The sequence below is a fragment of the Magnetospirillum sp. ME-1 genome, assembly GCF_002105535.1.
Lineage (GTDB): Bacteria > Pseudomonadota > Alphaproteobacteria > Rhodospirillales > Magnetospirillaceae > Phaeospirillum.
Map to the genome: position 1 here is coordinate 2,135,754 of NZ_CP015848.1, position 16,923 is coordinate 2,152,676.

The 16,923-nt window shown below is 62.6% G+C and carries 18 protein-coding genes and 1 pseudogene; 7 read left to right on the forward strand and 12 right to left on the reverse strand.

The genetic code is table 11. The annotated features are described in order from the left end of the window. Positions 1–504 precede the first annotated feature (504 nt). From WV31_RS09850 to WV31_RS22835, 3 genes are all read left to right on the forward strand, one after another. Positions 505–1,161: a hypothetical protein gene (locus WV31_RS09850; RefSeq protein WP_085373384.1), complete on the forward strand. Its 657-nt coding sequence runs from the start codon at positions 505–507 to the stop codon at positions 1,159–1,161. Positions 1,162–1,239: 78 nt separating this feature from the next. Continuing rightward, positions 1,240–1,452: a hypothetical protein gene (locus WV31_RS22035; protein ID WP_168185891.1), complete on the forward strand. Its 213-nt coding sequence runs from the start codon at positions 1,240–1,242 to the stop codon at positions 1,450–1,452. A 7-nt stretch (positions 1,453–1,459) separates the two neighbouring features. Further along, the gene (locus tag WV31_RS22835) at positions 1,460–1,615 is read left to right on the forward strand and encodes a helix-turn-helix domain-containing protein (protein WP_168185892.1); all 156 of its coding nucleotides are present in this window, start codon (positions 1,460–1,462) and stop codon (positions 1,613–1,615) included. Here WV31_RS22835 and WV31_RS21520 read toward each other — a convergent pair. The 11 genes from WV31_RS21520 to WV31_RS21525 all read right to left on the reverse strand — a co-directional run bounded on the left by WV31_RS21520 (position 1,559) and on the right by WV31_RS21525 (position 12,748). After that, a complete protein-coding gene (locus tag WV31_RS21520) occupies positions 1,559–2,080 on the reverse strand; it encodes a tetratricopeptide repeat protein (RefSeq protein ID WP_168185893.1) in 522 nt (173 codons plus the stop codon). The two genes, WV31_RS22835 and WV31_RS21520, sit on opposite strands and share 57 nt — an antisense overlap. 230 nt (positions 2,081–2,310) lie before the next feature. Then, complete coding sequence (locus tag WV31_RS09860) at positions 2,311–2,622, reverse strand: hypothetical protein (RefSeq protein WP_145980794.1); 312 nt, start codon at positions 2,620–2,622, stop codon at positions 2,311–2,313. 26 nt (positions 2,623–2,648) lie between these two features. Further along, on the reverse strand, positions 2,649–4,631 hold the full coding sequence (locus tag WV31_RS09865) for a caspase family protein (RefSeq protein ID WP_145980795.1): 1,983 nt from the start codon (positions 4,629–4,631) through the stop codon (positions 2,649–2,651). 111 nt (positions 4,632–4,742) lie between these two features. Then, the gene (locus WV31_RS09870; RefSeq protein WP_085373390.1) at positions 4,743–5,747 is read right to left on the reverse strand and encodes a formylglycine-generating enzyme family protein; all 1,005 of its coding nucleotides are present in this window, start codon (positions 5,745–5,747) and stop codon (positions 4,743–4,745) included. Between the two features lie 106 nt (positions 5,748–5,853). Further along, entirely contained in the window at positions 5,854–7,782 is a 1,929-nt protein-coding gene (locus WV31_RS09875; protein WP_085373391.1) for a hypothetical protein, read from the reverse strand. A gap of 66 nt (positions 7,783–7,848) precedes the next feature. Further along, positions 7,849–8,475, reverse strand: coding sequence for a hypothetical protein (locus WV31_RS09880; protein ID WP_085373392.1), 627 nt, complete (start codon positions 8,473–8,475; stop codon positions 7,849–7,851). Further along, a complete protein-coding gene (locus WV31_RS09885; RefSeq protein ID WP_085373393.1) occupies positions 8,472–9,713 on the reverse strand; it encodes a tetratricopeptide repeat protein in 1,242 nt (413 codons plus the stop codon). The genes WV31_RS09880 and WV31_RS09885 overlap by 4 nt, the downstream gene beginning before the upstream one ends. Beyond that, on the reverse strand, positions 9,710–10,558 hold the full coding sequence (locus tag WV31_RS09890) for a DUF4384 domain-containing protein (RefSeq protein WP_085373394.1): 849 nt from the start codon (positions 10,556–10,558) through the stop codon (positions 9,710–9,712). Before WV31_RS09890 ends, WV31_RS09885 begins: the two co-directional genes overlap by 4 nt. 20 nt (positions 10,559–10,578) lie before the next feature. Further along, positions 10,579–10,770 carry a hypothetical protein gene (locus WV31_RS09895; protein WP_085373396.1) on the reverse strand — a complete coding sequence of 64 codons (192 nt, stop codon included), beginning with the start codon at positions 10,768–10,770 and terminating at the stop codon, positions 10,579–10,581. Between the two features lie 80 nt (positions 10,771–10,850). Continuing rightward, entirely contained in the window at positions 10,851–11,351 is a 501-nt protein-coding gene (locus WV31_RS09900) for a hypothetical protein (RefSeq protein WP_085373397.1), read from the reverse strand. A gap of 179 nt (positions 11,352–11,530) precedes the next feature. Then, positions 11,531–12,748 carry a hypothetical protein gene (locus WV31_RS21525; protein WP_145980796.1) on the reverse strand — a complete coding sequence of 406 codons (1,218 nt, stop codon included), beginning with the start codon at positions 12,746–12,748 and terminating at the stop codon, positions 11,531–11,533. Positions 12,749–13,137: 389 nt separating this feature from the next. On the opposite strand from WV31_RS21525, the gene WV31_RS09905 reads away from it, so the two are divergent. From WV31_RS09905 to WV31_RS09915, 3 genes are read left to right on the forward strand one after another with little or no spacing between them, the layout of a single operon-like run. Then, on the forward strand, positions 13,138–14,196 hold the full coding sequence (locus tag WV31_RS09905) for a sigma-70 family RNA polymerase sigma factor (RefSeq protein WP_237051590.1): 1,059 nt from the start codon (positions 13,138–13,140) through the stop codon (positions 14,194–14,196). 25 nt (positions 14,197–14,221) lie between these two features. Further along, positions 14,222–14,839 carry a tetratricopeptide repeat protein gene (locus WV31_RS09910; RefSeq protein ID WP_085373400.1) on the forward strand — a complete coding sequence of 206 codons (618 nt, stop codon included), beginning with the start codon at positions 14,222–14,224 and terminating at the stop codon, positions 14,837–14,839. A gap of 33 nt (positions 14,840–14,872) precedes the next feature. After that, a complete protein-coding gene (locus WV31_RS09915; protein ID WP_085373401.1) occupies positions 14,873–15,094 on the forward strand; it encodes a hypothetical protein in 222 nt (73 codons plus the stop codon). 36 nt (positions 15,095–15,130) lie between these two features. Here the strand turns inward: WV31_RS09915 and WV31_RS09920 are convergent, their stop codons facing one another. After that, on the reverse strand, positions 15,131–16,684 hold the full coding sequence (locus WV31_RS09920; protein WP_085373403.1) for a S1 family peptidase: 1,554 nt from the start codon (positions 16,682–16,684) through the stop codon (positions 15,131–15,133). Between the two features lie 40 nt (positions 16,685–16,724). Between WV31_RS09920 and WV31_RS22430 the strand changes: the two are divergent. Next, a pseudogene (locus WV31_RS22430) lies at positions 16,725–16,843 on the forward strand (IS3 family transposase); the annotation flags it as partial. Positions 16,844–16,923 lie beyond the last annotated feature (80 nt).

Consider the following 16,923-nt stretch of genomic DNA (forward strand, 5'->3'; position numbering starts at 1 on the left):
CAGCTCCCCACGGCCAAATCAGCAGTATGAATGCGGCAAAATCAGAGATTTTATGCTTCTCGCCAGAGTGAGGCTCCGCGGAGGGTGTGGTGCGAAGTGGCGGAGCCTCTCTCCGTGCGGAGTATGACCCTTGTCTATGCCAACAAAGATCAAAAGTTATACTCTGGCACACATCTCATGATGTAAAGTACATTCCCGTATGCAGATCCAAAAATACGGTGTTCCCCTGATAGGAAAGGCAGGATATTGGAATCCAAGAAATTGCCATCGGCGAAACAGATCGGCACTGAGGGAGACTGTAACTGACTTCTGGCTAGGGATGCGGGCCAATTCATGACCTATCTGGAACCTCGAGCGTCACAGAGATATCGGCGGCGCCTACGCCGCAAACGGCTTCTGTCCCTGATTATGCTCGCTACGGCTGCACTTGTTTCCGCAGCCGTAAGCCACGTTTTCTCCCAATAGAAAACTCCCGCTTCATTTCAGAAGGACGTAACATTGCCCATGTCATCGTCTCAATTGGGATTGGCGCGGAACATCCTTGCCAAGGTGTGCCCGGATCGAGCGGTTAACGTTGACAAGCTCACCTCTGATATTCACGACCTTTTCACGGCAATCGGCCTGACCTCGGACCCAGATGACGCGTTTGCCGTCGCCTTTCATGTGGCATCGGAGCAGGCGAGCGGAACGGAAGTTTGCTTGGCTCTGCGCCATACGATCGCCAGTGCGGAACAACTCCTAATCGATCTGCGCCGCCCTGAAGTGGCCGATCAGGTCAACATGGAAGCGGCCCGAATAAGGCGCCTGATGTCGAGAGGCATTCGTAACAGCAGTGACGGAGGGGCTTCCCGCAGCCGGGAGATGATCCAAATGATCGAAGATCTCAAGACCCTCATGGAGGAAATTGTCGCCCGACAGCGCCGCATGATCCGTCGCGGAGCCGATCAAAAGACCCATTACGACACGGCCCTATTCGGGCTGGCCGATATATGGCTTTCCCATTCGGGATCTGACCAGGGACGATTTGAACTGCCCCACAGCGAGAACAGCCGCTTCATCAAATTTTGCTCCGCAGCCCTGGGACCGTACGTGCCGGCGACAGAGGGCAGCGCCAAGGCATTGGCCAACCGCTGGAAGCGGCTCAAAGACAGAGAATCGTAATTTCGAAAAGGCTCCATAATTAGCGCGCAACTCTGTTCTTTGTGGGACCGGAGCGGCACTGCGCTCTTGTGGCTTAGTGTGCTGGACAACAGCAGACATGGCTGGCCAGTGGACGCCTCACCCGATCACAAGCGAAATCAACTTTCCTCGGCTCTCCCGAAGGACGATCGCGGCGGCTCCATCCCGACGCAGTTGACGGAGATTGTGCGCTTTTTGGCACGCCAGGCTGCCGCTGCTGCCTTTCAAACTGCGGAGAAGCCAGATGCGCCCGATCAGGACAACTACCATTGAGAGATTAATGACGGTGAAGACTGTCGCAGAGGTTCTGCAGGTATCCACCAAGACGGTGCTGCGTCGGATTGCGTCGAGCGAGCTTATAGCTGTCCGTGACGGCCGCCTATTGCGAGTACGGGCGGCTGACCTGGACCATTACCTCGCCACCCGCAGAGGGTGAGCACTCGCGTCCACAATAGTCCTTCAAAGTCAATATGCTGGCCGTTTTCGGGAGATAGTCCCTATCGGATCGATCGGGTTCATAGCGCAGTGCCGTCGCGTAGGTAGCCGCCGCGTCGGCCAACTTGACCTGGTTGCGAAGCGCGTTCCCCAGATTGATGTGGGCGGTTCCCAAATCCGGACACAGCGCAACCGCCCGACGCGCGTCAACCTCGGCTTCGGCGAAACGCTCCAGCCCGTTCAAGGTGGCGGCATAATGGCTGAGAATACGCGGGTCATCGGGACGTTTTGCGCGGGCCTTGCCGATTAGCTCCAGCGCCATGTCCCACTTTTCCACCTGAAGCGCGACGACCCCGAGGTAATGCAGGCAATCGATATTCTCCGGATCAACCTCCAGGATTCGGGAATAAAGCGCGTCAGCCACTTCCAGTTTTCCAGCCTGATGCTGGTCGAGCGCAAGGCTCAAGACTTCTCCAACGGAAAAGCTGACGCGGGGGAGGCTATTTGAGGGGGAGGACATGGGATGAGAAATTTTGACCAGCTTCCTCTTACTGACGGTTGGAGAGCATTGCGCATTCGTCAGCGCACATTACCTCGACGGCCTGAGTAAGGCCGACAGTTCCAATGACAACAGCCATCGCCAGAATCCCAATTCCCATTCTCATGATTTCCGCCTCTTTTTCTAGAGTCTAATCGTCACTCTGCTGGCACAGCATAGTTCATGCTGGCCCGATATTCATAATCCCCCGGAACCCTCTTACCGTTGACGATAATGCCGCAAGCTACCTTTGCTTTCCCGGGAATGGCGATCTTGGCGCGCCCCTTGGCATCGGCGATCACCGCCTCGGTCTGTACCACGGGGGAACCGCAAAGCTCCGCCTTAAATACTGCCTGCGGCACGGGCTTCCCCTTCCGGTCAATGGCCTCCAAGCTGATCTTGCCCTCGGCAACGGCCTCATTTGTCACCAAGAACAACGCCATTGCCGCCAAAGCTGAATATACCTTCATGTTATACTCTCCCATCATAACCACTCTCACCACGCCACCAGCACCTTGTCCCCGCCCCCCACCAGGACCGGCGCCTGCTCGCGGCCCTTGCGGCTGGCTTCACGGCGGACCTGGCGTTCGGCATAGGCATGGAGTTCGCCCAGCGTGATGCGGTGGTCGCCATCGGCGTCGGCCTCGCCCATCAGGCCGCGCATCAGGTAATAGCTGAACAGGCCGTGGCGGGCGGGGGCGAAGGAGGATGACCACTGGTCGTTGCGCGACGCGGCCAGCACGGCGGCAGGGCTGGGGACCTCGCCATCCCGGGTGCGGATGATAACGGGTCGGATATCGGCGATCAGGGTGTCGTTCCCGCGCGTGCCGCCGGAATAGCAGGTGTCGAGGAACAGGGTCAGCGACCTGGCCCCGGCCTTCAGGATGGTGTCGATGGTGGCGGCGCGGTCGATGGCGCTTTTCTCCAGCAAGGCCCGATCACCGTCATAGGGAAAGAGGTAGAGGTTGCGGCCGTTCTCAGAGGCCAGCCCATGGCCGGAGAAGAAGACATAGACGTCGGTGGCGCCGTCCTTGATCTCCGGCGCCAGCCAGGTGTCCAGCGCCTTCTGGATATCCAGCAGACGAGCATCGGCGCCGACCAGCAGCTTGACCCGATCGGGGGCGATGCCGATTCCGTTGACGGCGAAGTCGCGGAAGACACGGGCATCGCGGGCGGCGAACTGGGCGGCGGGCAGGCGCTGATATTCCTCCACCCCAATGATCAGGGCGACGGCGTTGGGCTTGCGAGTGCCCTTGATGCGCGACGGGTCCAGGGGCGGCACCGGATCGGCCTGGACCTCGGCGCCACCCGGCGGCCCGGCAGCCAGGGTGACGGCGCTCTCGGACGTGGGCGTGAAGGCGACGGCCAGAGATTGGGCCTCGGCCAGATCGCGGGCGCTTAAGTGCCGGGCGACGCTGTCGCGCTTTGAGACAGCCCGGCCGCGTTGCTTGTCGCCCAGCCGGGCGGCGGCCAGCGAGGCCCAGACATAGGCCTGGACCTCGTCCCGCTGCCCACTGCTGCCCGACGACAACAGCTCGGCCAGGGCCAGTTGCGCCTCGGCCTCACCCTGCCGGGCGGCGCGGGTCATCCAGCGCAGGGATTCCGCATGGTTCTGCGGCAACCCCCGGCCGTCGCGATAGAGATTTGCCAACAGCATCTGGGCGTCGGCATCCCCCAATTCCGCCCCCAGGCGGAAATGCCGGGCGGCGGCGATGAAGTCGGAGGTGCGGGCGGCGCCGCGCCCCTGTTCGGCGGCATAGGCGGCGGTCAGTTGGCGCAGCTTGGCGACATCCGCTTGCGCCAGGGTGAGGCTGGTCTCGGTCCGCGCGCCGTTAAGACTGACCGCCGCGCGGACCAGGATGCTGTCCCTGTTCTGCAAGGTTCCTGGATCGGCGACCAGTTCATAGAGGGGAATGCTCAGATTGCCGTCGGCATCGGCGGTGACGTCACGCGGCGGTGCGTCCTCCAAGCCCACTTGGGCACGGGCGCCGCCCCAGGGGATGCGGCTGGTTCCCTGGCGGCCCAGTGGCTTGCCCTCGCCGCCGGTGCGGGCCACCACGTTCTCCCTGCGGGCCAGTTCGGAACCCACCAGGGCCTCCTTGCTGCCTTGCAGGATCTGGCCGGTGTCCTGGGGAGCCAGTACCGCCGACAGGGCGACGAAAGGCCCAGTCAGCAGGAATTTGACCGGATCGGGGGCCTTGGACTTCACCTGGACGGTGGCCTCGTCATAGCTTTCGAACTGATGCAGCTCGCCGTCCAGCTCCTTGGCCACCGCCAGGGTCAGGACGCCGCGCGGCGACTCATAGCGCCCGCCCAGCAAGGCCCTCGTCGAGCGGGCCTTGGCCTCGGGCACCAATTCCACCACCTGGACGTTGCGTCGCTCCACATACTGCGACTTGCTGACCCCGCCGCAGGAGGACAGGGACAGCAGGAGGGCAAAAGCCACCGTCACCGGAAGGAAACGTCGTTTTAAGATCATGAACGTCACCGATTTCCCGATTCACCGCCTGCGGCGGCCAAGGGGTGGGAGGCCCTCCCCTTGGATCCTCACCCAAGAGATAAAGAGGTTAAGATTTAGGAATAAACGCTCCTATGGGAGCGTCCTGGCGAGACGAAATCCCTGATTGTTGAGGCGGTAATCTGGGGGGCTGCCGACGCGGTTGGCGGAGCGGAGGAGCCTCGGAAGGAAGTCCCAGGAGCCGCCCCGGACGACGCGCTTGCAGGAATTTAATCCCGACCAGGCGCTGCCGTCACTCGGGGCACCGCTGTAGTTGTCATGCCAGCAATCCTGTACCCATTCCCAAACATTGCCATGCATGTCGTACAGGCCGAAGGCATTGACTGATTTGCTCCGCACCGGCTGGCTCTGGTTGCCGGAATTGGCAGAATACACCGCCACCGAGGACAGGCAGCCTTCCGAGCCGCCGCACGACCATGGCGTTGTCGTTCCGGCGCGGGCCGCATATTCCCATTCCGCCTCGGATGGCAGGCGATAGCGCTTGCCGGTCTTGGCATTCAGCTTGCCGATGAATACCTGCACATCGTCCCAGCTCACCTGCTCCACCGGGCGGTTGGCACCACGGAAGTTACTGGGATTGTTGCCCATCACCGCCTCCCACTCCGCTTGCGTCACCTCGGTCTTGCCTAGTGCAAATGCGGCCCCAATCGTCACCCGGTGCTGCGGATCTTCATCACTGCTCCGGTCCTTCTCCCCCTCCGGGCTCCCCATCATGAAGCTGTCCGGCGGGATGATCACCATCTCCGGGCAGGTGCCGCAATCCTTGAAGGCTTGGCCGGGTTTGAAGCCGCTCTTGGCCAGTTCGGCCTGCGACTTCGCCGCCTCGTATTTGCCAATGGCGGTTTCCATGAATTTCCGCCGTAATTCGGCCTTTGACGCCTTATCGTCATAGGCCGACTTGGCCCGCTCCAATTCGGCCTTGGCCTGATCGGCCTCGACCTTGGCGGCTTCGTACCGCTCCTTGGCGGTGTTCATCTCGGATTGCGCCGCCCCAACATCGTCGGCCGACCAGGCCGGCTGGCCCCAGACCAGCAGGACGACTATCGCGGTCGCCAATCCCTTGATCGCGGATTTCATTTAATGCCCCCCCTTGTTGGAACTTGGATTATCTCTGACTAGACGCAGAAGCCTCGCTCATCAGAGGAGTTGAATCGTTGATTGTTGTAAAAGATGGCATCAATCTTCATCCGCACGCATGGGTCACGAAGCAATTCGACGTGCATTTTTCCTTTTCGCTGCTAGTAAAAAATCCACCGTTATCCTTGCGGCGACCCTCGCATTTAGCGAGGCATATGTTCTGGTTTTCCCTGCATGCGTCGCTCTTGTCGCAATAATTCTTTGCCATGTAGCAGTATCCTTCACACCGCTCACGATCCGATGATGAGAAGAAGCCGCGCCCCTCATCGCTTTTGGTGACCTTGCAATACCCCAGACAGGTTGACCTTGTGTCATCGCAGTTGCCGGACGAAGAACCTGAAGATCCCGAAGAGCGAGGAGGCGATTGATAATCGGGCACCGTCCTGATGCGGTCATCCTTGTCACGGTTGTAGGCCGTGAGGGCCTTGTCGCCGACAAACTGGCCATCGAGATTAGTCCAGGCCGTGGCGGGTGGATCTGCGGCAAGGATCTGGGCCGAAACCGCCAGGGAGACCTTGCCCGTCGTGCCCGCCTTGGCATCGTTGACCGATGTGGCTGCCAGTCGAAGCTCATACTCCTTGGTCGCCTCATGATGCTGGAACATGACCCCCTTGGAGGATCGGGAGATCTGGATGGCTGGTGTCAGTTTGAAGCCCGCCTCGCCCCCGGGCGGAACCACCACCGAGGCGGAGGCGCTATCCTCCCATCCAGACTTCCCCTCGGTGTTGTTGGAGACGCCGTCACGATTGGCCTCGATGCTGAATCCAACCTTGTGCGGGAAGGAGGGGCGGAACGGCGCGTTCCGGGCGACCTGTGCGGTGCACGACATATCCAGGTGCAAGCGGGTCAGATAGCCGGTCTTCATGCCGAGAAGGTTGTGGACCTCCTCCTGCTTCTGGCGCTCTCCGGTCTTGCTGCATGAGGCGGTATAAAAACGGCTGCTGCCCAGCTTCTCGATCGCCCATCGCTCGATATCGACGCCGTTCACCCCGTCTGCCCCGGTCTTGGCCCGCTGGAGAATGGAATCGACCACGCCGAGACGGCCGGTGATCTTGTTCTTCCTATAGTCAGAAAGAGCCGCGCTTGCCAGTTCGGTCCAGGCATACTGAGGACGAAAGCCCAAATCAAACCGGGACTGGTTGGCAAGAAGATAGGCCATCACCCTGTCGGGATCCGGCGACGACAAAACCTCGGAAATGCCAATCCGGGGCTTGGTCGAGGCCGAGATACTTTTCAGGAATTCGATGGTCTCGCTGCTTGTCGTGAACCGTTGCCGTGACAAGACATCGGCAAAATCAGTCTTGACCTTGGCGAAGCTTGAAACTGTGCCGATGAATGCCGAAAGGTCGGCCGGGGTCTTTGCCGCCTTGGCAAGAGCGCCGCCATCATAGGCCGTGAACTTGTCGCGCTCGACCTTCATCACCGCAGAAGCGGCCTGGGCATCCTTGGACCGGACAACGACATATCTGGAATCGCTGTTGTCGTACTTGATAACAAGGGTATACCCGCTGGCGCCGGGAAACATGGTAATCCAGCCGTTGCTGCCGCCGGTCGCCACGGTGAAGCCCTTCTTGGCGGGAATTGCGCCGTCAACCGCATGGGTTGTCCCGGCCCAGGTCAGCAGATACGGCTTATCGAACGGCTTCAACCGCTCCTTCGGCTTGAGGCCCTTGTTATCGGGCACGCAATGGAAGGTGACCATCAGGCCGGTATCGTCATCGACGGCGTCGGCTTCCGGAAGCGCCCGGCAATTGGAACGCTTGTGAAAGGCTACGCCAAAAACCGTGTTTCCATTTGGATAGTTCTGCCGCTCCACTTTTCCGTCATCAACGCCAAAAAGATCGGTGATGACCGTGCTGCCGGTCCCGGTGGTAACGCACCCGCCCAACGCCAATGTTGCCGTCAGTGCGCACAATAAGCCGACTCTTTTCGTGATGCCTTGACGAATCCCGTTTTCACCGAATACCCCCCTCATGATTCCCTCACTCCGCTCATTGACTTTAGCTGGCGCTACATTTGCAAATTTAGACCAATCCCGCCATCACGGCTTCGGCCTCGCCGCCTGGATGTCCTTTTCCAGATCCTGGAATGCCTTGGACGCCCGCAGCTTGCTGTCCAGCAGATCGCTCTTCCTGGTCTGGTCGACCATGATGCGGTTGGCCTCGCCCAGGGGATATTGGACCAGCACATAGGCGCGGTACTGGGTGCCCTGGGACTTGATCTCGGACTTGACCGCCTGATAGCCGGCCATGTTGGCCTCGGTCACCACATTGGTGGTGACGCGCTCGACCTCGCTCATGACCCGGCTGTCCTCGCCGGCGCCGCTTTCGCTGGCGAAGTCCTTCATCTTGGCCGAGAGCAGGCTTTTCAGCCGATCGGCGACGTTGCGCTTACCCGCCAGCGTCGCCTTGTCCACCGCCATCTGCATGTCGGACGAGGTGGCGGTGCCAGGCGCGTAGAGGCTGAACTCGTCCTTGGGCGGGGCGGTGAACCAGGACGGCGCATCCGCCACCGTGTCCTTGACCTGATCGGCCCGCATCTCCTGCTGCTTCTGGTGGGCCAGGGCGACAGCGGCGGGCGAGCCCGGCTCCGGCGTCGCGCATCCGGCGATCAACAGGGGCGCGGACAGGGCCAGGGTGACGGCCAGGATTGGGCGAAGGGTGGTCATGAGGGTTTCTCCCCGGATGATGCGCCGAGCGCGGTTTCAATGGTGTGGATTTCGCGGCCCAAATCGAGTCCCCGACCGCCCAAGGATTTGAGGTCGGCCAGGGCGCGCCCGGCCATGCCGGCATCGCCGCGCTTGAGATAGGCCAGGGCGGCGCCGTAAAAGGCATCGGCGGCCGGACGGCCCTGACCATTCCCTAACAACAGCACGGCGGAATTATACCAGGCGAAGCCATCGGCATGATCGGCGTCGATGGCCATGGCATAGGCGGCCAGCGCCCGATCGGTCCGCCCGGCCAGGGCGTTGACGTGACCCAGGCCATCGAGATAGCGGGCATTGCCGCCGTCCAGCGCCACGGCGCGGATCATGGCCGGTTCGGCCTCGGGCACCCGGTCCAGCTTGACCAGCATGCGGCCCTTGAGGAACTGGACGTCGGCGCGGCCGGGGTTTTCCCCGGCCAGTTTCTCGGCGGCCGCCAGCGCCCCGGCATAGTCGCCCTGGGCGGCCAGGGCCTCGGCTTGCGCCAGGACGTCGGCGGATGCGGGTGGGGCCGTCTGGGCCAGCTTCGGCGGCTCGGCCACCGGGTCGTCCAGTTCGGCCAAGGCCTGATCGGGAATGGTGGAGGCGAGGCGCCGGGCCAGATCATCGGTGACTCGCAGGCGCTGTTCCTCGGTCAGATTGGTGGCGGCGTCCAGGATGCCCATGGCGACACCGATGGGAGACAGGGGGACCGAGCCGCCATGGCTGGAGGCCACATGCTCACCCTCCCACAGGATTTCACCATCGGCGGCGCGGGTCAGGCGCAGGCGCACCCCGACGGCGACGCGGGAATAGAGGCCGAAGAAATCGCTGCCCGCCTGGGTGATCTCGCCCGCCAGCACCGAATCGCAGTTCAGCGCCGCGCCCAGCTTGGTCCTATCCTTGCGCTCGGCCTCGGGCATGGCTGCCAGTACATGATCGATGCGGGCCAGCGGCACCTGCCGCCGTCCCTGCGGAGCGAGATGAGCGAACAGCACCCGGCGCACCGCGCTGGCGGCCTCGGGCGGGCTGCCGTCCAGCGGCAGGAGGGCGACGCAGCGGGGCGGCGAATCCCGGAAGGCATCGTGCAGGGTGAACACCACCTGATTGGGCCAGATCTCCGACGCGGTCTCGCCCTTGCCCCGGTTCACATAGCTGGGGGTGGCGCAGCCGCCCAGCGCCAGGATGGCGGCCAGCAGCGCCCCGGCGCGGGCGGTACTCATTGCGGCCTCACGATGGCGTAGCCCTTGCGCACCAGCCGGGCCTCGGAGCGCGGGATCTCCAGCAGCAGGGCCTTGAACTCCTCCAGCCCATAGGAGTCGCGGAACGGTATCGGCTTGCGGCTGCCCACCGCCAGCAGGTATTCGGACACCAGCGGCGCATGGGCCTGACCAGCCTTGGGGAATTCCATGTCGAGGGAATAGCGCCGGGCGCCGTCGGTACTGGGGATGGTGGCGCGGCCGGTGATGCGGTCGTCCTTGTCCATGGCATTGGGGAACAGGCGCTGGACCTGACGGTCGCGGCGTTCATAGGGCAGCCACTGGAACACGGCCAGATGCATGGGCTGGCTGGGCTCCACAGTGATGGTCATGGCCTCGCCGTCGCGGAAGGCGGTCTGGTTGAGGATCAGGGCGAACTGGAAGGCGGGATCGGGCTCGCCCCGCCAGCGCACCACATCGGCCTCCAGCGTGACCCGGCACTGGCGGATGCCCGGTGTCGGGGTGGCGGTGGTGGCGGAATGGAGACCCCGAAGCGCCCGCACCTCGCCCTCGGATGCGGCCCAGACCAGACGGCCCAGGGCGCAGGAGGCGTCCTCGGATTTTTCCTGGCAAACCTCGATGTCATCGACGGCCAGACGCTCGCCCAGCACCCGGATCAGGGCGGCCTGCTTGGCCTTCTCCTCGGCGATGCGGCAGGCCTCGGCCTCCGGCATCTGGGTCGGGAACAGATACTCGCCGACGCCCGGCGTCCACTCCGCCCGGGCGGCGGGGGCGAGCAGCAGCACGGCCAGGGTCAGGGCTGCTGATCGCAGACCTTTCCATCCCGTTTGCCTGACTGCCGTCATCATGTGACCTCCCCCTTGAACGCTTACCCCGGTCCGGCGCACAGCACCCTATGGGCCAATGCGAAGCAGGATGGGCGCTGGCCGCATTCCCCGTCCTCGCACACCACCATCCGCGCCGCCATTTCAACCGCCAGGGCGCTGGTCAGCAAAGCCCGTCCATCCAGCCCAAGCAAAATCCGCATCCGGTTGCAGGGGGATTGGTACTCGGTCTCCATGCTGGCATCCCTTGGGCTGTTTCATCGTCTCCCCCTTCATGACGGCCGCCGGGATTTTTTTGCCTGCAGAATTTTGCCGATTACCGTTGCCGGGGCGGCCGGAAAAAGCGCCCGCTGCCCTTGCTCGCCATGGAGGTGACGGCAAAGCGGGAATCGGTGGTGAACAGGCGGCTGCTGCGGCTGTCGCCCGACCCGCTCTGGCGGCCTTGGCGATAGGTGGCGTAGGCGTATTTGATGTTGATGTCGAAGCCATTGCCCTTGACCACGATCTGCATGAGGTCGATGTGCTTGATCACCTCGCGGGCGGCGTTGTAGCCCTGCCCCCGGACGTAAGAATCGTGATAGTCAATGAGGGCGGCGGCGATCTTGCGCACCATCTTCTGATCGGCGCAGATGGTGGTCTGACTATCGGACTGGGCGCATTCCGCCACCGGCACCGCCTTGTCGTCGTCATCCCAATCGGCGGGCAGGCTATCGGGCCGCGACGGGCTAGACACACATCCGGCCAGCAGGGATATGGCGATAATCACGCCGAACAGCGCGCAAAGACAGGTCCGGAATGTCAAAGTCTGGATGGGCATGGTTCAACCGACTTCCCAGGGACGAGGTAATCTGATCTAAAGACGGACAGACAGGATGAAAAATATCCCCATGTCGACCCTACCGCGCTCAATTTTCGCCACCCACAACAGAAAATAATTTGGCTCGTCAATTTTAAATTGACGAGCAATACATAAGCTAACTATTATATTATATTCACCTAGTTATTGCACATTTTTTTGAGATATTCTTTCGCACCACTTAATGCGCTCTCATATGAAGTATATTCTTTGCTGAGAACAAGCCCCTCAGAACTATACCAACTCCCATCCTTTGTTCGTTGAGAAAGGTCTACGGAATAGCCTCTGTCGCTGCATTTCATTGTACAGATTTGGGAGACGCCAACATCAGTCAGGCCACCTTTTCGGCATGACAGCGGATATTTTACGCCCATTGCCTCACGATCACTCGAGTTAGCCGGAGCGACGGAACAATCCCGCTTCGAACAGACATAGGTCATATAGCCCTCAAAAGCTTTTTGAACCCCCTTTGCCCCCTCATATATCGCACCAATATAGTCCAGAAACTCCTGCTCTTTAGCCGTTACGATACGTTTGTTTTGGCATCCGTTCAGGTCAAAGTCTTTTGTTGATCCTGAGCACTCAATAAGAAGGCTGTTGTTACCCTTAGTTATAAACACACTAACAGGACCAACCGTTACCCCCCCCTTCCATTTGCCCTTAAATGAAGAGACACGATCACCATCATCAAAGCGGTCTATGATTTTCAATGCCGCGGCCCCATCTGGCCGCCCCCCCACCATTCCACCAATATACTGGAATGTATTGGCTTTATTTGTTAGCACCCCGAAACCATCCGCCATTCCATCCTTACAGTTCCCATTCCATAACAATGGGCTCCCCTTATAACGGCTAAGAAAGTTTTTCATGGCAACAGAGCATAGAGCTTCCCCGGACGTGACAGCCTTATTGCCAGACACCTCCAGCTTGGCCCCATCATTTTCCCTAGACACTTTCTTTCTCTCGTGATTATCGGGAGGCGAGCTGACGGCTGCTGCGACTATCTTCCATCCATCCTCAGCTTTTGCGCTTCCCCTATAGATGGGAGACGTAAAACTTCCGTCGCCAACCCCTCCCTCAAGAGCGAACGATTTCGCTTCGGGGCAGCGATCAGGCAGAACCGTCTTTCCAAGAGCTTGAGAAAGTTTCTCTACACCATCCGTGAAAAACTTTGAATCCTTGGCGGCGACCTTGAGATTTACGACTGGCTTGCACCACCCACCTCCCGCATCGGTCGCAATAACCGAAATACCCTGTCGATCGGATTGTGCGATCTTTTCATCGCCAAACGCCGATCCCATATGCCCCCCCGCCAAGAGAAGTAGGCAGGTTGCTGCAAAAACCAGACGGATAGACATCGTTCCCTCCCAAACGGAAATCATTCGCAATAGAGAATGCGCCTTGTATTCTGGCCCGGCTCAGACCTCATCGGCCCCCTTGGATCCTCACCAAGAAGTTGCCCGGCGGGATGATCACCATCTCCGGGCAAGTTTGGCTTGCCCGACCTTGATGCCACTCTTGGCGAAAGCCACCGACAACCTAACCAGCCCACACAAACGCCTTGATCGCCAAAATCTTCCGCATGCCCCCCTATGACGGACATAGGCGGAAAATTTGCCCCTGATTTTCCATGGGATCACGGGCAGTGTCTATCCCGGCGCGAACAGCTTGGGTAGAGTAGCGCCGGAACAGGGGCGGAGCGTTCAGAGCCGATATGCAAATCCGGGCAAGCGATGACCGGTCCTTGGTGCGAGCGGTGGTGGACGGCGATCCCCAGGCATGGGAGCGGCTGGCCCGCCGCATCGGCGATACCGTGTGGACCGCCTGCCGGTTGCTGATTCCGGTCGAGGCCGAGGCACGGGAGGCATTTGCTGAGGTGATCGCGGCGCTGCGGGCCGATGGCTTCGGCCGCCTCCGGGCCTATGGCGGGAACAGCCGGATCGAAACCTTCATCGCCCTGGTCGCCCGCGACATCTTGGCCCAGCGCCTGCTGCGGCTGTTCCAGGCGGAGGACCGCGACCGGGCCTGGGCCGCCTTCGAGGCATTCTTCAAATCCGATATCCGCCGCATCGTCGCCAACCGCCTGCCGGGGCCGGAGCGCGAGGACATGCGGAATGATGCCTATCAGGATATCTGCCTGGCGCTGATCGCTGAGGATTGCCGTCGCCTCAAGGCTTATACCGGTGCGGGCAGTTTTTCCGGCTTCGTCCTGCACGCCGTCGACCGGCTGCTGATCGACTTCATCCGCCGCCACCTCCCCCGCCGCCGCCTGCCCGCCGCCATCGCCCGGCTGGGGCCGCTGGATCAGGCGGTGTTCCGTTATGTGCATTGGGAGCGGATCGCCCCGCAGCCCGCAGCCCTTCTCTCCATGGCGGCGCGGGACTTCGATCCGGCCCCGTCACCCGCCGACATCGCCCAGGCGCTGGAGCGGGTGGCCAAGGCCCTGCCCGATGGCTATGAGCCCGGTGTGGCGGGGTCGGCGCCGGTTTCCCTGGGCGATTGGGGAGAAGCGCGGCCCGATGACGGCCCGACGCCGGAACAGGCGGTGCTGGCGGCGGAGGAGACGCGCTTGCTGACCCTGGCCTCCGACGCCTTGCGAAGTGCGAGTAAGGGGCTGAAGAATGAAGAGCGCCTCTACCTGATGATCGCGCTGGGGCATGGCCAGCCCTTAACCGCGCGGGAGGTGGCGCACCGGATGCGCCGCCCGGTGGAAGAGGTCTATAAGCTGAAACAGCGGGTGATGGCGCGGCTGCGCAAGGCCATCGAGGATCACCCCGCCGTCAAACAATGGCTGGCGTCCGTCTAATGGGGTGCAAGGAGAGCAAGCGACCGTGACCCGTGAAGACCTGCATGCCCAGATCGACAGACTGCTTGGCGCCACCGCCGGTGATGCGGAGTATGCGCGTCGGGCTGCCCATCTGGCCGCCCTGCTCGACCGGGCGGGTGAAGTGGACTTCGCCGGTGATGCCGATACCGCCGCCGCCCTGCTGGCCGCCTATCTCGACGGCGGCCTGACGCCGGACGAGGCCGGAGCACTGGAGGCCCGCCTTGCCGGGTCGCGGCGCCTGATCCTGGAGGCCGATGCCGGCATGAGTTTCGTCGAAGCCGTCACCCAACAGACCCAGCCGGTTCCGCTGGACCTGCTGGCCGCCGCGACCGCCCCGGTGCCGATACCCAAGCCCGAAAGGCCCGGCCGCCGCTCGTGGTGGCTGTCCGGCCTCGCCCTGGCCGCCGCTGCCGCCGTGCTGGCCGGGATCCTGGTCACCCGCTCACCTTCGGTCCCCACCGATGCCAAGGCCCCGATGGTGGCAACGCCGCAGCCCTCGGCCGATGCGCCAAGGACCGTCCCGGTGGGGGGCGAGACCACCATGCCGGAGGCCAAATCGCCGCCGCCGCGCCTGGTTCCCATGGATTCGGTGGAAACCATGCCGCCGCCCAGGAAACCGTAACCAAGCGTTCTTGTTCAACCAGGAGAAAACAGCATGAAGACCCTGATGATCGCCGGACTGGCCGTTGCCGCCGTTTTCCTGTCCACCGAAGCCCACGCCTCGTCCTGGACCTGCTACCGCGTGGTGGACGGCAAGGGCGATGGCGGTTTCGTCAAGGTCGATGCCGCTTCCGAATCGGAGGCCATCATCAAGGCAATCGCCATGTACAAGGACATGGGCAAGAGGGTGGATACCGCCGATTGTCGCCGGAATTAAGCGGCTGGCCTCCCCATGCGAGCCATGGGGAGGCTTTTACTTCTGCGCCGCCACCAGCACCGCGCGGGGCAGCATGACCTGATAGAGGTCTTCCAGGTTCATCTCCGCCGCCCCCTCCCCGCCGGTTCCGGTATTGGACTTGCCGAGAAAGCGGGTCAACCGGCTGGCCTTGATGGCGATGTTCATGTCCTCCACCGGGGTGGCGCTGGCGCGTGACGCCTGGGCCGAGTCCATCTTGCCGACGGTGATGCCGATCAGGCGGCCGCGCTTGTCGAACACCGGCCCGCCGGAATTGCCCTTGTTGATCTTGGTGGTCATCTGAAAGGTGCTGGGATCGTTGCCGAGGCCCATGGTCTTGGCGACGATGCCCTCGGTCAGCGCCGGCTGCTCGTCACCCAACAGGCCGATCAGGGGGAAACCCATGACGATGGCGGCGCGGCCCGGCGCCGGATCGACGATATCGGCGAAGGGCATTACTGCGCCCTCGGGGAACGGCCGTTCGATCTCCAGCAGGGCAAGGTCGTCGTCTGAGGACATCCGCACCACCCTCGCCGTGCGCACATGGCCGGTGCCGTTGCGCACGGCGATAGTTGTCATCCCCTCGACCACATGGCGGTTGGTGACGATCTGCCGCCCGCCCTCCAGCACAATGCCGCTGCCGGTGTTGATGGCCGAGCCGGGGGCGAAGGGCAGTGGTTCCGGCGAGGGCAGCACCGAGGCCGGAGCGGTCTTGCGGATCGGCACGACCTGGACCGGCCGGGGCTCGGGCGGCGGCAGCGGGGCGGCCTCCACCGGTTTGGGCGGAACCGGTTCCGGCCTGGGCGGTTCGACGATGGCGGGGGCGGCTGGACGGGAGGGCTCCACCGCCTTCAGCCAGGCGGTCATGGCGTCGGCGCGGCCGGTCTGTCCGCGCTGGCGATAATACTCGGCAGCCACCTGCCGGGCCTGGATCGCCTCGGCCTTGCGCCCGGTGCCCCACAGCACTTGGCCCTGAAGGTCCAGCGCCCCGGCGGCAGTCGGATGGATGGCGATGAAGGTGCGAAGCTCGGCCAGGGCGGCGTTCGGCCCCTCGCTCTGGGCGAGATAGCGGGCCAGCACCAGGGCCACGTCCTCGGACTCGGGCCGGTCGGCGCGCAGGCGGCGCAGCCGGGCCATGGCCTCGGCCCCCTGGCCCACCCGCAGATCGGCCCTCGCCAGCACCAGATGGGCGGCGACCTGATCGGCATCCACCTTCAGCGCCATCTGGGCATTGCGCCGGGCGTGGGCGAGATCGCCCAAGGCCAGCCGCGCCTCGGCCAGGCCAAGATAAGACTCCGCCTCGGTCTCGATGGCGGCGAAGGAGGCATGCTCGAAATGGTCCAGCGCCTTGCCTGGCTTGCCGAGGGAGAGATAGATGCGTCCCAGCAGGAGATCGACCCGCGCCGCCGTCGGACCGTCGGTGATCTCCACGGTTTTCAGAACCTCGACCGCCTGATCGAACTGCTCCGCCTCGACCAGCCCCCGCGCCAAATCGAGGGAGGGCGCCGCCAGAACCGAAGCCGGAAGGAGCAAGGACAGGAGCAGAACCGCCGCCCGACCACGCCGCATCATGGTGTCTGTCTCCCCTGCACCGTCAGCCGTCCACCGGCACCCTTACCATATTCGCAGCGACAACGGCCCGGAAATGATGGCCATTGCCGTGCGGCAATGGCTTAGCAAGCTGGATGAGGGATGCCCTTTATCGAGCCCGGAAGCCCGTGGGAGGAGGGCTGCTGCCGGAAACTCCAGCCTCCGGCGATCCAAAGTCCGGGGGCACATCATGATGGGCCGGACTCTACTTCAAACTGGAG

Bases quoted from the DNA above. Each gene is read 5' to 3' on its own strand.
- WV31_RS09850 (WP_085373384.1), top strand. From the start codon at position 505: ATGTCATCGTCTCAATTGGGATTGGCGCGGAACATCCTTGCCAAGGTG.
- WV31_RS22835 (WP_168185892.1), top strand. From the start codon at position 1,460: ATGACGGTGAAGACTGTCGCAGAGGTTCTGCAGGTATCCACCAAGACG.
- WV31_RS21525 (WP_145980796.1), bottom strand. From the start codon at position 12,748: ATGTCTATCCGTCTGGTTTTTGCAGCAACCTGCCTACTTCTCTTGGCG.
- WV31_RS09860 (WP_145980794.1), bottom strand. From the start codon at position 2,622: ATGAAGGTATATTCAGCTTTGGCGGCAATGGCGTTGTTCTTGGTGACA.
- WV31_RS09885 (WP_085373393.1), bottom strand. From the start codon at position 9,713: ATGAGTACCGCCCGCGCCGGGGCGCTGCTGGCCGCCATCCTGGCGCTG.
- WV31_RS09870 (WP_085373390.1), bottom strand. From the start codon at position 5,747: ATGAAATCCGCGATCAAGGGATTGGCGACCGCGATAGTCGTCCTGCTG.
- WV31_RS09890 (WP_085373394.1), bottom strand. From the start codon at position 10,558: ATGATGACGGCAGTCAGGCAAACGGGATGGAAAGGTCTGCGATCAGCA.
- WV31_RS09875 (WP_085373391.1), bottom strand. From the start codon at position 7,782: ATGAGGGGGGTATTCGGTGAAAACGGGATTCGTCAAGGCATCACGAAA.
- WV31_RS09920 (WP_085373403.1), bottom strand. From the start codon at position 16,684: ATGATGCGGCGTGGTCGGGCGGCGGTTCTGCTCCTGTCCTTGCTCCTT.
- WV31_RS09900 (WP_085373397.1), bottom strand. From the start codon at position 11,351: ATGCCCATCCAGACTTTGACATTCCGGACCTGTCTTTGCGCGCTGTTC.
- WV31_RS09880 (WP_085373392.1), bottom strand. From the start codon at position 8,475: ATGACCACCCTTCGCCCAATCCTGGCCGTCACCCTGGCCCTGTCCGCG.
- WV31_RS09865 (WP_145980795.1), bottom strand. From the start codon at position 4,631: ATGATCTTAAAACGACGTTTCCTTCCGGTGACGGTGGCTTTTGCCCTC.
- WV31_RS09915 (WP_085373401.1), top strand. From the start codon at position 14,873: ATGAAGACCCTGATGATCGCCGGACTGGCCGTTGCCGCCGTTTTCCTG.
- WV31_RS09895 (WP_085373396.1), bottom strand. From the start codon at position 10,770: ATGGAGACCGAGTACCAATCCCCCTGCAACCGGATGCGGATTTTGCTT.